12 protein-coding genes are annotated in these 13567 nt (G+C 65.3%); 9 read left to right on the top strand and 3 right to left on the bottom strand.

The features are described from left to right. Window positions 1-209: 209 nt before the first annotated feature. From PSC72_RS01035 to PSC72_RS01045, 3 genes are all read left to right on the top strand, one after another. On the top strand, window positions 210-752 hold the full coding sequence (locus tag PSC72_RS01035) for a hypothetical protein (protein ID WP_274324046.1): 543 nt from the start codon (window positions 210-212) through the stop codon (window positions 750-752). A gap of 1385 nt (window positions 753-2137) precedes the next feature. After that, the gene (locus PSC72_RS01040; protein WP_274321708.1) at window positions 2138-3136 is read left to right on the top strand and encodes a transposase; all 999 of its coding nucleotides are present in this window, start codon (window positions 2138-2140) and stop codon (window positions 3134-3136) included. Window positions 3137-3186: 50 nt separating this feature from the next. Further along, window positions 3187-3786, top strand: a complete 600-nt coding sequence (locus PSC72_RS01045; RefSeq protein ID WP_274324047.1) for a hypothetical protein — start codon at window positions 3187-3189, stop codon at window positions 3784-3786. 25 nt (window positions 3787-3811) lie between these two features. On the opposite strand, the gene PSC72_RS01050 is transcribed toward PSC72_RS01045, so the two are convergent. Then, entirely contained in the window at window positions 3812-4318 is a 507-nt protein-coding gene (locus PSC72_RS01050) for a hypothetical protein (protein ID WP_274324048.1), read from the bottom strand. A 247-nt stretch (window positions 4319-4565) separates the two neighbouring features. On the opposite strand from PSC72_RS01050, the gene PSC72_RS01055 reads away from it, so the two are divergent. From PSC72_RS01055 to PSC72_RS01080, 6 genes are all read left to right on the top strand, one after another. Continuing rightward, on the top strand, window positions 4566-6485 hold the full coding sequence (locus PSC72_RS01055) for a beta-CASP ribonuclease aCPSF1 (protein ID WP_274324049.1): 1920 nt from the start codon (window positions 4566-4568) through the stop codon (window positions 6483-6485). A gap of 636 nt (window positions 6486-7121) precedes the next feature. Further along, window positions 7122-7469 carry a hypothetical protein gene (locus PSC72_RS01060; protein ID WP_274324050.1) on the top strand — a complete coding sequence of 116 codons (348 nt, stop codon included), beginning with the start codon at window positions 7122-7124 and terminating at the stop codon, window positions 7467-7469. Window positions 7470-7568: 99 nt separating this feature from the next. After that, a complete protein-coding gene (locus PSC72_RS01065) occupies window positions 7569-7814 on the top strand; it encodes a hypothetical protein (RefSeq protein WP_274324051.1) in 246 nt (81 codons plus the stop codon). Between the two features lie 78 nt (window positions 7815-7892). Next, the gene (locus tag PSC72_RS01070) at window positions 7893-8309 is read left to right on the top strand and encodes a disulfide bond formation protein B (protein ID WP_274324052.1); all 417 of its coding nucleotides are present in this window, start codon (window positions 7893-7895) and stop codon (window positions 8307-8309) included. Between the two features lie 119 nt (window positions 8310-8428). Then, on the top strand, window positions 8429-9415 hold the full coding sequence (locus tag PSC72_RS01075) for an aldo/keto reductase (RefSeq protein ID WP_274324053.1): 987 nt from the start codon (window positions 8429-8431) through the stop codon (window positions 9413-9415). Window positions 9416-9540: 125 nt separating this feature from the next. After that, complete coding sequence (locus tag PSC72_RS01080) at window positions 9541-10731, top strand: carboxylate--amine ligase (protein WP_274324054.1); 1191 nt, start codon at window positions 9541-9543, stop codon at window positions 10729-10731. A gap of 112 nt (window positions 10732-10843) precedes the next feature. Here PSC72_RS01080 and PSC72_RS01085 read toward each other — a convergent pair whose 3' ends face one another. Continuing rightward, window positions 10844-11872 (bottom strand): beta/alpha barrel domain-containing protein, encoded by a 1029-nt coding sequence (locus PSC72_RS01085; RefSeq protein ID WP_274324055.1) that lies wholly within the window; start codon window positions 11870-11872, stop codon window positions 10844-10846. 298 nt (window positions 11873-12170) lie between these two features. Next, entirely contained in the window at window positions 12171-13544 is a 1374-nt protein-coding gene (locus PSC72_RS01090; protein WP_274324056.1) for a hypothetical protein, read from the bottom strand. Between the last annotated feature and the right edge of the window lie 23 nt (window positions 13545-13567).

The raw sequence follows: 13567 nt of genomic DNA on the forward strand, positions 1-13567 counted from the left end.
ATAATATTCGATCGTGCCGATGCCGACTCGACTGAGAGCGGAGTCCACCTTCGAATTCGGCTCATCGGTCGGACCGGGGGAGTCGGTTCGGTGTCGATACGACTGTGGACCTGTGGTTGCAGCGTCCCACGGCTAACCCATCAAATTACGAATATTTGTGACTGTAGGCGTCCCGTGGGTATTTGCGCCAGCCACGGGATTGTTGCAGTATGTCCAACGGGTTCGGAGCCGCCTTTGGGGGGATGATGTTGTTGGCCGTGCTGTCGGGAATGGCTCTTCTGCTGGGGATCTCCCTGGCCGGTATATTCGTCCTTCAAAGACGGACGGGAAGCATTCCGAGATTCCTACGCTATCTTTCATTCGCTGTCGTGGTCGGAGTGATCCTGATTGCGGGTTTCTCCGTGGCCGCATTGTTCGACGAAGCAACTATGCTGGCGACAGTCTTCCTGGCGATCGTATTTGTCCCGCTCGGAGTCGTGACCCTCTATCTTCACCGAGAGAACGACCTGTCCAGGATCGATATCGTTGTGACGACAGGGGTAGCGTGGAGCATTCCGTTCCTGATCGGGGTGCCGGTCACAATCGGTGTCCCCGTCCTAATCAACCGCATTTTTGGCCTGTCACCTGCTGAATCTCGACAACTCGGCGTGTACTGGATTGCCTCCGTAGTAGGTGCAATTGTCGTCGTGTTCGGCGCTCTTCGACTCAGCAGGCACGTCAGCAAAAGGATGATCACCGCGACGTCATCCTGATCAAAACCGTCTGTGCAGACTGTCAGATACGGTTGAATAGCAGTCAATGATATTTTCGACTCGAAGCCCTACCTGATTCATGGTAGATACACTCGGTCATCTCGGGATGGCACTCAGATGGCTGGCTCCGAGTTGGTACTTTTTAGATCGAACGAAAGTTGCGATGTCGTTCGTTGGTATCAGTTTCTGGTTTGGAGTGCTACCAGATATCGATATTTACGTGAGCGTGTCATAGAATGGTTCTCGTGGTTACCCACGTATTCGGAGCCAGTAGCTTCGAGACGGTCGAACCCGTTCTCACAGCAGCTGTTCGTTCTGAGCCACGCGATGGTTGATAGACGAAAAATACCAGTATCTACAGATGAATGAGTGTCTTCTAACCACTTTAGAAAGCCGTGCACCGGGTGCACATACTTTTGAATCGGTTATAGATTGAAAACATAGACATTCCTATGATAGCAGGGGGATGTTTCTATGACACGCTCTACGTGGCAAAACTCATTCAGACAGTTGTCCATCACGGAGTTTTCCACACGATTATCGGAATCACCGTCATGGCAGCGATACTTGGGCCCGGTGTCGGACGGCTCATAAAGAAGGTGGCAGAACGATAGGGACGAACCTCTTTAGCGTCATCCACAAACAAGTTCGTCATCGGATTCATGGGGGTGTGGGTTGCGACACTGTCTCACCTGTTCGCAGATATGTTGTCTGCCCCCGATATTTCGCAACCTATCGAACCGTTGTGGCCCGTCATAAACGGACAAATATACATTATTGACATTTTCTGGTATTCCTCAACGGGGGTAAACCTGGGAATGTTGGGTATCGGTCTCATTGTCAACGTTATTCTGTGGTATTGGAAGGCGAGGTAGGCAGAACGAGACGGGGTAACAAAAGTGTCATAGCTAAACGAATGGGGATTTGGGCACTGCCTAGTTTAGCATCTCCGCCGGAGTTTTGCCGTCAAGCGATTGATTTGGGCGCTGCTGGTTGTATTAGCGGCGAAACTGCTGGCACGACTTTGCGACAGCCCTCCGACCCCCACCCGAGATCAAAAGACCCCGCCGGGTCGCCACCACTTAGGCCGAGGCTCCGCGCCGTCTCGGCCCGAAAGCGGTCGGCTGCGGTTTCGATCCGTCGCTGTACCCGGGACGGATCCATCGTCTGTGCCGTCCCGTCCCAGAGCAAGGGCATCCCGTCGACGAGGACGGTCTTTATGGCCAGCCTCCAAAATACGACGCACGAGGATGTAGCGAGAGGACTCGGCTGTGCATCGAATACCGTGACCACACACCCTCAGAAAACGAAAACAAAAATCATCAGCGGCGTCGTGGAGGGTGTCATAGAAAGCCTCACACACGAGGACGCAGGGTGTTGGAACTGTGTCTACGAGCGCCAGCACCCTGCAAGAAGAGGGTTCTATCGACGAGTTCTTCAATGTCGTGGCTACCGAGACGCTCGCGTTGTTCGAGCATCTTGAGTTCGACTTTTTCAGCGAGTTCGACGTGTTCGCCCCCGCTCGCCGGGGGCGAACACGAGACCACCACCCACCAGAACTCTTCCGAGCGTTCCTCCACTGCTACTACAAGGACATCTACGGCATTCGCCCGGTCACACGAGAACTCCAGAACACGGTCGTCTGGCTCAGCTGTGGCTTCGATCGACCGCCCTCAAGAGACGCGGTCGATCGCTTCCTCACCGACCTCGAACACGTCGTCGACGAAGTCTTCGACCACCTCGTCGAGCAGGCCGCCGCCCGCGGCCTGCTCGACATGACCTACCGAATCGATTCGACGGACGTGCGAGCGATGCCATCCGACCCAGATGCGTCGAAGAACTACGACCCAACCGCTGAGGAGTACTATTACGGCTACGGCTGTACGATCGTCTCAACCGGCGCAAAGATCCCGATTGCAGCCGAGTTCACCGAGAGCAAACAAGCCGCAGAAGAGACGGCGATGCGCGTCACCCGTGACGCGCTCGCCGTCGCCCAGCCGATCTGGATGCTCGGTGACAGCGCCTACGACACGCTCGACTGGCACGACCTCCTGCTGACCGCAGGAGTCGTGCCAATCGCCCCGTACAACCCGCGAAACACCGACGATCCGCTCAATATCAAGTACAGAGTCGAAGACCGCATCGAGAAACACAGTGACGAGATTCAGCTCAAACAGTCGATCCTAGACGAGACGTACAACCGCCGGAGTCAGGTCGAGCGAACGAACGATGCGGTCAAGGACTGCGGCCTCGGGACGCTACGCGCCCGAGGCCGCGTCCACGCCCGAGCGCAGGTGTTCCTTGCGCTCTGCGTTCGACTCGTCGTCGCCGTCACCAACTACGAACGAGGTGACAATCCGGGAAGCACCGTCATCACGGTATGAGATGGATTCTATGACACCCTCTGTTCAAGCTACTCGTGCCGGGAGCGTTCGTGCTGCCGATCGGCGCCATATTGCTCTGGCTGGCATCGTCGCCGAGTCTGACCGTCGCGGTCTTGCTGGTTGCCGTCGCGGGGATCTGGCTGGCGGTCCGGTCGGTGCGGTCGCGATTCGGAACGGACGACGCCGGGACCCGGGCCGAGGCGGGGGGACAGCCGGCTACTGTGACCGCACGGTCGCAGACGCCGGCCGTCAGGCGCTCGATAGGGCAGCGGATCGCCGACGGCGAGTTCTTCGAGCGCGGAGACGTTTTGGCCGTGACCGCGTCGGTGGCGACCGTCGCCGCGGCCACCGCGGTCGTCGCCGCGGACTACCGCGGGTCCTACGCCGGGTCCGTCAAGCTCGCCGCCGCGGTACTTCCGTTCGCCGCGTTTTCGGCGCTCGGCTACCTGGTCACGCGTCGGCAGCGATCCGCCCACCGCGCGGTCGGGGTCGCCGCCGCGGCGGCCGGACCGTGGCTGTTCCAGTTCGCGTCGACCGTCGAGGGGGGCGACCTCCTGAGCGGTCTGGCCGCGATGTTACTGCTCCCCCTCGGGTACCCCGTCGGGGCCGTCGTGCTGTTCTACGTCGCTCTGTGGTTCAGTACGCGATAGCCGGCCGGGCGAGCGTCCGAGAGTTTCAGTCCGTGACCGCGAACGGGCTCTCGCTCTCGCGCCACTCCCAGCCGGGCAGTCGGGTCTGGAACCCCGCGGCGAGCGCGGCGTCGAGGTCGTCGAGGCCGGCGGGGTCGCCGTCCGCGACGCCGGCGGGACCCGCCTCGTCCTCGATGGCCACGTCCGCGTAGTGGAAGGTCGCCTCGCCGAGCAGTCGCAGCGGCTGGGTCCCGGCGATCGTCCCCGCGAGTTCCCGGCCGAGGAGTTCGTCGACGACGAAGCCCGGGTAGTCGCCCTCGACGTCCAGATCGCGCAGGAGGCCGACGAGCGCGGCGACGTTGACCGCGCGGTCGCCGTCCGCGAACACCTCGTCGACCGCCCGGCGGTACTGGTCGGCGTCGACGGTCGCCACGTCCGTCCCGAAGCGCTCGCCGAGCTGGGCGCGCGTCTCGTTTATCAGCGCGACGACGACGGGCGCGCGCTCGCGGACCCACTCGCGCTCGGCGGCGACCACCGCAGGTGTCAGGCGCATACCGGCCGAACGCGTCGGAGCGTCTACTGTTTTGCGAAGGCTTTTATAACACCGGGGAATTAGACCGAGGTAAGCCGGTTTTCCGGACACTTCCGTGTAGGGTCCGGAGTGGACTACGCCAGTAGGAAAACCGACCTATGAATATTGCTTTCAGATCCCGGCAGGTACGCCGTGGCGATCGGAACGGTGAGCGCCCGAGCGCGCACCGAGCCCGGTGGCCGGCCGGTCCGACCCTGTTTTCGCAGCTATGAGTCAAGTAGACAAGCAACTCGACGATATCAGAGCAGAGATAGAACAGGAAGTTCCGAACGAGATCTCCATCACGGAGGTCACCTACGAGGGGCCCGAGCTGGTGGTGTACACCCGCGATCCGAAGACGTTCGCGAGCAACGGCGACCTCATCCGCAAGCTCGCCTCGAAGCTCCGCAAGCGCATCACGGTCCGGCCCGACCCGAGCGAACTGTCGGAACCGGACGATGCGCGCGCGACCATCGAGGGGATCATCCCCGAGGACGCGGGCGTGACCGACCTCGACTTCCACCACGACACCGGCGAAGTGGTGGTCGAAGCCCAAAAGCCCGGGATGGTCATCGGCCGACACGGCTCGACGCTCCGGGAGATCACCCAGGAGGTCGGCTGGACGCCCGAGGTCGTCCGCACGCCCCCCATCGAGTCGGCGACGGTCAACAACGTCCGCAACTTCCTCAAGCAGGAACGGGACGACCGGCGGGACATCCTCGAACGGATCGGTCGCCAGATCCACCGCGAGGAGATGTCCGACGACGAGTGGGTCCGCATCACGACGCTCGGCTGTTGCCGAGAGGTCGGGCGCGCCTCCTTCATCCTCTCGACGCCCGAGACGCGCGTGCTGATCGACTGCGGCGACAAGCCGGGCGCCGAGGACGAGGTGCCCTACCTCCAGGTGCCCGAGGCCCTGGGGTCCGGCCCGAGTTCGCTGGACGCGGTCGTGCTCACCCACGCCCACCTCGACCACTCGGCGCTCATCCCCCTGCTGTTCAAGTACGGCTACGACGGCCCAATCTACTGCACGGAGCCGACGCGGGACCTGATGGGCCTGCTGACGCTTGACTACCTCGACGTGGCCGCGAAGGAAGGCCGCGCGCCGCCCTACGAGTCCGAGATGGTCCGGGAGGCGATCAAACACTGCATCCCGCTGGAGTACGGCGACGTGACCGACATCGCCCCGGACATCAAGCTCACCTTCCACAACGCCGGGCACATCCTCGGGTCGGCCATCTCGCACTTCCACATCGGCGACGGCCTCTACAACGTCGCCTTCTCCGGCGACATCCACTACGACGACACGCGCCTGTTCAACGGCGCCGTCAACGAGTTCCCCCGGGTCGAGACGCTCGTCATGGAGTCGACCTACGGTGGCCGCAACGACTACCAGACCGACCAGGCCGACTCAGAGCGCAAGCTCAAGGAGGTCATCAGCGAGACCATCGAGCGCGACGGGAAGGTGCTCATCCCCGCGTTCGCCGTCGGGCGCTCGCAGGAGATCATGCTCGTCCTCGAGGAGGCGATGCGCGAGGGCGAGATCCCCACGGTACCGGTCCACCTCGACGGGATGATCTGGGAGGCGACGGCCATCCACACCACCTACCCCGAGTACCTCCGCGATGACCTGCGCGACCGGATCTTCCACGACGACGAGAACCCGTTCCTCGCCGACCAGTTCAACCACATCGACGGCGGCGAGGAGGAGCGCCAGGAGGTCGCCGACGGCGGCCCCTGTATCGTCCTCTCGACTTCCGGGATGGTCGAGGGCGGCCCGATCATGTCCTGGCTGCGCCACGTGGGCGGGCAGGACGACGGGACGATGATCTTCGTCGGCTACCAGGCGCAGGGGACGCTCGGTCGCCGCATCCAGAACGGCTGGGACGAGATTCCCGTCAACAACGGTGGCGGCCGCGCGAACACGCTCTCGCTGAACATGGACGTCGAGACCGTCGACGGGTTCTCCGGCCACGCCGACCGCCAGGGCCTGGAGAACTTCGTCCGCACGATGAACCCCCGGCCCGAGAAGGTCCTCTGCGTCCACGGCGACGAGTCCTCGACGCAGGACCTCTCCTCGGCGCTGTACCACGAGTTCAACATGCGCACGTTCGCGCCGAAGAACCTCGAGACGTTCCGCTTCGTGTAACGGCGCGCTCTCACCCCTCGCCGACGTTCTCTCGGGCAGTATCCCCGCAAGGTGTTCTCCTGCGCAACCGCTCCGCGAGTACTCCGTGCCGCACACCTTCCCGAAAATCACGTTTGAAACACACGGTCAGTATATCTCAGATATCTGCCGGCGAACCGAGTAGATCCGAGCGAAGAATCCTATCCGGCAACTATTCCACCTGAAACCGTGGTCCGTTCCAGCGACATCGGGCCGCTACCGACAGATCCGATATTGATATACAGTCGTGACATATGCGAAAACAATCACTGACAGTCTCGTTATCCGTCGTCGCCGACAGTACTCTGCCGGCGGTCGCCTTCGCGTCGAGACGGCGGTTTGCGGCTAATTCCGGGTACCGCTGTGATAAATCAACGCGAGCGCGCCTGAATCGAAAGTCGGGGCAGTCTCAATCCGCGTGAGTACAGCGGCCGGGGGGGCTACGCGGAGTTAAGAGCAGAACTGAATGTGATCAGAGAGGATACCGAATTACCACGCGACGAGAGCTGACAAATTCGAATACGAAGACTGTCAGATCTATCAGTTTCACCGGGCTACTCACGTATTAGTCCCTGCTCACGTGAGTAGAATGTCCGAACGAACACGGAGGTGAACACGATGAACTGCATCCGCTGCGGTCGGCAGGCCGGATACAATCGCGCCGTCGTCGACACGGTGTCGGGTCGCGAGCTCGGCGGCTTCTGTCGCAACTGCGAGTTCGAGGAGTTCGGGCGCGCCCTCGACCGCTTCAGCCAGGCCGAGCGGACCTGCGTCATGTGCGACCGCGACGGCCACGTCGGCTTCGCGACCTGGTCCCCGGCGCTCCGGGAAGGCGACCAGCGGCTCGTCTCTGAAGTCGACTACGAGGTCACCGACCGGACGCCGTTTCTCTGCGACGAACACTTCCACGCCGTCACGGACGACGACGAGACCGCCGACGAGCAGACCGGGAGGGTCACGAGATGAGTACCTCCCGGCGCGGACTCGACCGTCTCGGTGACGGTGCGAATCGACTGCCGAACGAGGTCCCCGACGACGCCCCCATCGCGGGCGGAGCGTGAACCCGTGCCGCCGGGCGAACCCGACCAGATCACGAACTGCGCGGTCTACCCGTACGACGGCGAACTGGTCGTCGAACTCACCGGCGTCGACGACGAGGGCGTGATCGTCGTTGTCAGCTACCAGTTCGAGGCGCCGGACGACCGTCCGGCGGTCGAACCGAAGGGGCCCGTCGACCCCGAGCACGTCCCGCACGTCCGCGACGGCCTGGCCGAGAACGGCTACGAGTGGAACGGTCGCTCGGAGGCCTGACCGGGGACGAGCGGCCCCTGCCACCGAAGGAAGCGTCGACTCGGAAGTTCTTTTGAGGCGGGCCGCGAGGCGTCGGCCGTGACCCAGCGCGCCACCGACCGCCTCGACGCGCACGCGCTGCTCGCGTTCGGCGCGCTCGTCGCCGCGGTCGCGACGGCCGGGAGCCTGTACTTCTCGCTCGGGATGGGGCTGGTCCCCTGCGAGCTGTGCTGGTACCAGCGGATCCTCATGTACCCCCTCGTCGTCGTCCTCGGCGTCGCGCTCCTCGAACGCCGAGTCGGCGTCTACCGGACGGTCCTGCCGCTGTCGGCCGGCGGCGCGGCCCTCGCGGCGTATCACTCCTGGCTCCAGCTTGCGTCGGGCGGTCGTTGCGCGTTCGGCGGCTGCGCGGCCGTGCAACTGCGCGTCGTCGGCCTCACCATCCCGAACCTCTCGCTGATCGCGTTCGTCCTGATCACGGCGACGGCGGCCGCGCTGTGGGCCGACGAGCGGTGACCGACAGTCGCGGTGTGTCCCGGCGACTACTGGGCCAGGCCCGGGTTCTCGCCGAGCGACGACCGGAAGGGGCTTCCGGGACCCGACCGGTTAACACGCGGCCGTCACACTGTGTTACCATGGAGTACGTGCGACTCGGCTCGACTGGATTGCAGGTATCGCCCATCTGTCTCGGGACGTGGCGCTTCGGCCTCGAACACGAAGACAGCGGCGTCATGGAGACCGACCGCGAGGAGGCACACGAACTGCTCGACGCGTTGGAAGACCGCGGCGGGAACTTCATCGACACGGCCAACGGCTACGGCGAGGGCCGCTCCGAGAAGTGGATCGGCGAGTGGCTGGAGGAACGGGACCGCGAGGACTACGTGATCGCCTCGAAGTGCTACTGGTCGGACGTCTCGCGCTTCCAGGAGAACCTCTCGCGGAAGAACATCCGCGCGGAGGTCGAAGGGTCGCTGGAGAAGCTTGACACCGACTACCTCGACGTCCTGTACTTCCACCGCTTCGACGACGACGTCGACATCGCCCACGCGCTCCGGACGGTCGACGACCTGATCAGCGAGGGGAAGGTCCACTACGTCGGCATCTCGACGTGTGACGCCTGGAAGCTCACGAAGGGCCTCTGGCAGGCCGACGTGAACAACTACGAGGCGTTCGCCGTCACCCAGCCGCAGTACTCGGCGACGTACCGCGACCCCGTCTCGGAGTACCTCGACGTCTGCGCCGACCAGGACATCGCGGTGTGTCCGTACTCGCCGCTGCACGGCGGGTTCCTCACCGGCAAGTACGAGCGCGTCGGCGACGGCGAGGTGAAGACGCCGGACGACTCGCGGGGCGACCTCGACGAGCACTTCACGGACTGGTACCTCGACGACCAGGCGTGGGAGGTCCTGGACGAGATCCGCGCGGTCGCCGACGAGGTCGACGCGACGCCGGCCCAGGTCTCGCTGCGCTGGCTCATGGACCACGAGCGGTTCACCTGCGTCCCGATCATCGGCGCGCGGACCGTCGACCAGCTCGACGAGAACCTCGACGCCATCGAGGTGTCGCTCTCCGACGACCAGTGGGCGCGTATCGACGACGCGACCGAGGCCGGCGAGGCCTGAGCGGTCCGACGACCGGAACTCGACGGGCGATTCGGCGCGTCGGGTGCGGATCGGGGCGGTAGGCGGACACTTCTCGGGTTCCGGCGGTCAATACTAACGGGACGCTCGCGTGAATCGGCGAGGAGATGAGTATCGATCCTGCAGACGGGCCGCGGTCGGTCGTCGTCCCGGCTATCGACGCGCCGAGCAGCGTGGCCTGTGTCCGGTCGCTCGGGAAACGGGGCATCCACACGATCGTCGTCTCGGAGGACGACGACGCCGCGGCGTTCCGCTCGCGCTACGCGGGCGAGACGATCGTCGTCCCCTCGCCGCACGACGACCTGGTCGCGTACAAGGACGCCCTGCTCGCCCTCGCGATGCGCCCGGACGTGCTGACGATCCTCCCCGTCCGCGAGGAGGACGTGTACGCCCTCGCCCGCTACCGCGAGGAGTTCGAACCGCACGTCGAGGCCCAGTGGCCGACCCGGGAGGGTCTCGAACGGGTGCAGGACCGCGTCCAACTGTTCGACGCCGCCGAGCGCGCGGGCGTCGCCGTCCCGGACACCCGCCTCCTCGACGAGGTCGACGACTGGGACCGCGAGTGGATCGTCAAGGGTCGCTACACCCTGCTGGCCGACGCATACGTCGACGACTACCCGCCCGAGAAGTCTCGCGACCCGCCCTCGACGCAGTACCTCAACGGCGACAAACCCGACGTCGAGACGATCCGCCACCAGAACGGCCACACGCCGATCGTCCAGGAGTTCCTGCCGACGACCGACGAGTACGCCTTCTTCGCGCTGTACGACGAGGGCGAGCCCGTCTCGACGTTCCAGCACCGACAGGTCCGCGCGTACAACTACGCCGGCGGGCCGAGTTCCTTCCGCGAGTCGGTGTCGATCCCCGAACTCGGCGAGTCCGGGCGCGCGCTGCTGGGCGAACTCGACTGGCACGGCCTCGCGATGGTCGAGTTCCTGCGCAACGACGAGACCGGCGAGTTCGAACTGATGGAGATCAACCCGCGGCTGTGGTCGTCGCTGCCGTTCTCCGTCCGTGCCGGCGCGGACTTCCCGTATCACTACTGGCAACTCGCCCGGGGGGAGCGCGACCGGATCGACGACGACTACGAGGTCGGCACCGCCGGCCACCTCCTCCGCGGGGAGCTGTCGTACCTCCACAGCGTCCTGTTCGACGACGAGGAACTCGTCGAGCGACCAGACCGCCGCGAGGCGTTCGCCGAGGTCATCGAGTCGCTGCGTGAACACCCCCGCTTCGATTACCTCCGGCTGGACGACCCGAAGCCGTTCGTCCGCGACGCGCTGAACACGCTCGTCTGAGAACACCGCTCGGAGTGCCGCGACGGCCGTTCTCTGCGCTCGCTACTCGCCGAGTCCAGGGGCCGAGACGGGCGTCGAACGCCGGTCTGAAAATCGGTTGCCGGTCGAGCGCTCAGTTCGTCGAGCGCTCGGCGGCGTCGGGCTGGACGGGCGCCGACTCCTGTCGACCGGGTTCGTAGGTCCGTCGCACGTCGTCGACGGTCGAGCAGTCGTGCTTCGCGGCGAATACGAGCAGGTCGGTGAACGAGGCGTCGTACTCGGCGGCGAGCGCGCGCAACTGGTCCGAGAACGAGGAGTGGAAGCCCGCGAGCCCGTAGAGCACGTCGTCGACGGCGACGCCCGACTCGCCGGGGTACACCGACTCGACGAGGTCTTCGAGGTCGCGGAGGCGCCGCCAGTCCGCTCGCGACACGTCCGACGCGTAGCGGCCGCAGAGGAGTTCCGTCTGCGTGTTGCCGGCGCTCCGGCCGATGCCCTGGAGCGACGCGTCGACGTAGCTGGCGCCGCAGTCGATGGCCGTGGCCGCGTTGGCCAGGCCGAACCCGATGTTGTCGTGGCCGTGGTAGCCGACGGCGGCGCCGGTGTCGATCATCGACGTCACGTACGTCCCGACGTCCTCCGGCGTGAACCCGCCGGCCGAGTCGACGACGTACACCACTTCGGCGCCGTGTTCGACGCCGAAGTGGGCGGCGTCGACCGCCTCCGACGGCGAGATCAGGTACGTCTTCAGCAGGTTGAGGCTCGTCCGCACGTCGAGGTCTGCGAGTTCGCGGAGGAGCGGCCGCGCGGCGTGGGGGTCGTCGGCGTCGACGCCGACGCGGACGAGGTCGAACGCGTCCTCGTAGGAGGCGATCAGGTCGACCTCGCTCTGGCCGGCGACGCCGGGCAGCATGAGCGTCGTGAGACCCGTCTGGTCGGTCGCGTCGGCGACGATGTCGAGGTGGCGGGCGTCGGGCGGCGTGGGCTCCGGCGTCGTCGTGCCGAAGCCGGTCCCCGGTCCCACGTCAAGCAGGTCGACGAACGACAGGTCGTCGACGCGGCCCGCGAGCGCGGCCAGATCCGGCGGGTCGAACTGGAAGTCGCTGACGTAACAGCCGTCTCTGACGATCTCTTCGACGACGGTTGCGTCACCGAGCGTCATTGCTTCACCGTCGCCGGCCGGCCGCCGGCGGGGCGGCTCCGGCGTCGCCGCGTGGGCGAAGCAGGGCGGTTGGCGAAAGCGAGGCGGTTGGCGAGCGACAGCCCGTGAGGGCGAACCGATCGGCTGCGAGGTGGCACACTCATTGTCTTGGGGGAACCGCCCGCGTCGGGCGGCTGTTCGCCAATTGCTTACAGATATGGCCCAATTGTTATGCGGAGATTTCAGCCGGTACAGGCCGTTTACCAGAACATCTTTGCACCGTCCGAACCCGCACTGTTCCCGGCCGCTCGCCTCGGAGTCACCCGCCGTTGAGGTGCTTCTGTACCGCGCCGTACAGCGGGTAGGCCGTCGCGTAGACGGGATAGGGGGTGTGTCGCGCGGCGGCCCGGACGAGGCGGTCGCGCGTCGGGCTGCCCGCGACCGCCTCGAAGTCGGCGTCCTGGAGCCAGCGGAGGAACTCCTCGGAGCCCTCCATGGGTAGGTCGTCGTCGGGGGAGAGCCGCTGCTGGAAACCCTGCCAGTGGTACGGGGCGTGCTCGTCGTTGAGCCACTCGCCGGCCTCGAACTTCCGGACCGCCCGCTGGAAGGTGTGCCGACCGATGTCGAACCCGTGGTCGGCGGGGTCCAGCCCCTCGAGCGCGAGCCCGATCGCCGTCCGGAGGCACTTCTCGCAGCGGTCGCAGTTCTCGGCCGCTTCCGACGCCGAACACGAGTAGACGGGCAGGGTCGAGTCGCGTTCGCGGACGTAGTCGGCGACGACGCCGATTCGCTCCTGGCGGTCGAGTTCGAACACGTCGTGGACGCCCCGGGCGTCGGCCCACGCGATCTCGTCGTCGATGTTCGGGTGCGAACCCCACGGCATCGCGACCCCGTCCCAGTGGTCGAGCACCGGCGGCACCTCGATCCCCTGCCAGACCGAGGCGGCGACGTAGATCCGACCCATGCCGGTAGCGACGGCGAGCGGCGCACAGAGACCGAGCAACCCGAGCCCCGAGCCGACGGCGCTGTACCAGCCGCCGTCGTGGCGGTCGTGGAAGTGCGCGCTCAGCATCGTCGTGTCGAGGAACTCCAGCATGTTCGACCGGACGAACTGGGCGTCGACGCCGAAGCGCTCGGCGAACCGCTCCGTCCGGGCGCTCATTCGCCGCCACCGGTCGGTGTCGTCGACGCCGACGACCCACCCCTGGACGGTGATCAGCGTCGGTTCCTCCTCGCGGTGGCGGACGTACGTCGCCAGCGAGTCGACCCCGCCGGTGAACAGCATGCCCGCCCCGTCGGCGGTGCCCGACTCGCCGGGCGTCGCCGCGGTGCTCTCCGCTGGCCCCGCCGGCCCTCGATCGCGTTCGCTCCACGCTGGCGCCCGCTCGGCGATCACCCGGCCGCCGTCGATGAACGGGTACATCTCGTAGAGGGCGCGCCCGACCGCCTCCAGCGAGTCGAGGAAGCGTCGGTCGACGACCGGGACGCGCACGTCAGCGCCGAGCGCCCAGGCGACCGGACAGACCTGTGCGAGCACCGGGATCGACAGGATCGACGGCGGCAGGTCGGATACGTCCACGTCGTACTCCACGTAGAAGGGCGATTCGTCGAAGAACGGCCGCAGGTCGTCGCTGTACTCGACAGTCGATTCGATCCGCCCGCCGTCAACGGTCACCGACTCGATGGAGACCATCGAGGGAGTCTCCGCGTCTGAAC

It is taken from the genome of Halosimplex aquaticum (genome assembly GCF_028747785.1).
Classification (GTDB): Archaea; Halobacteriota; Halobacteria; order Halobacteriales; family Haloarculaceae; genus Halosimplex; species Halosimplex aquaticum.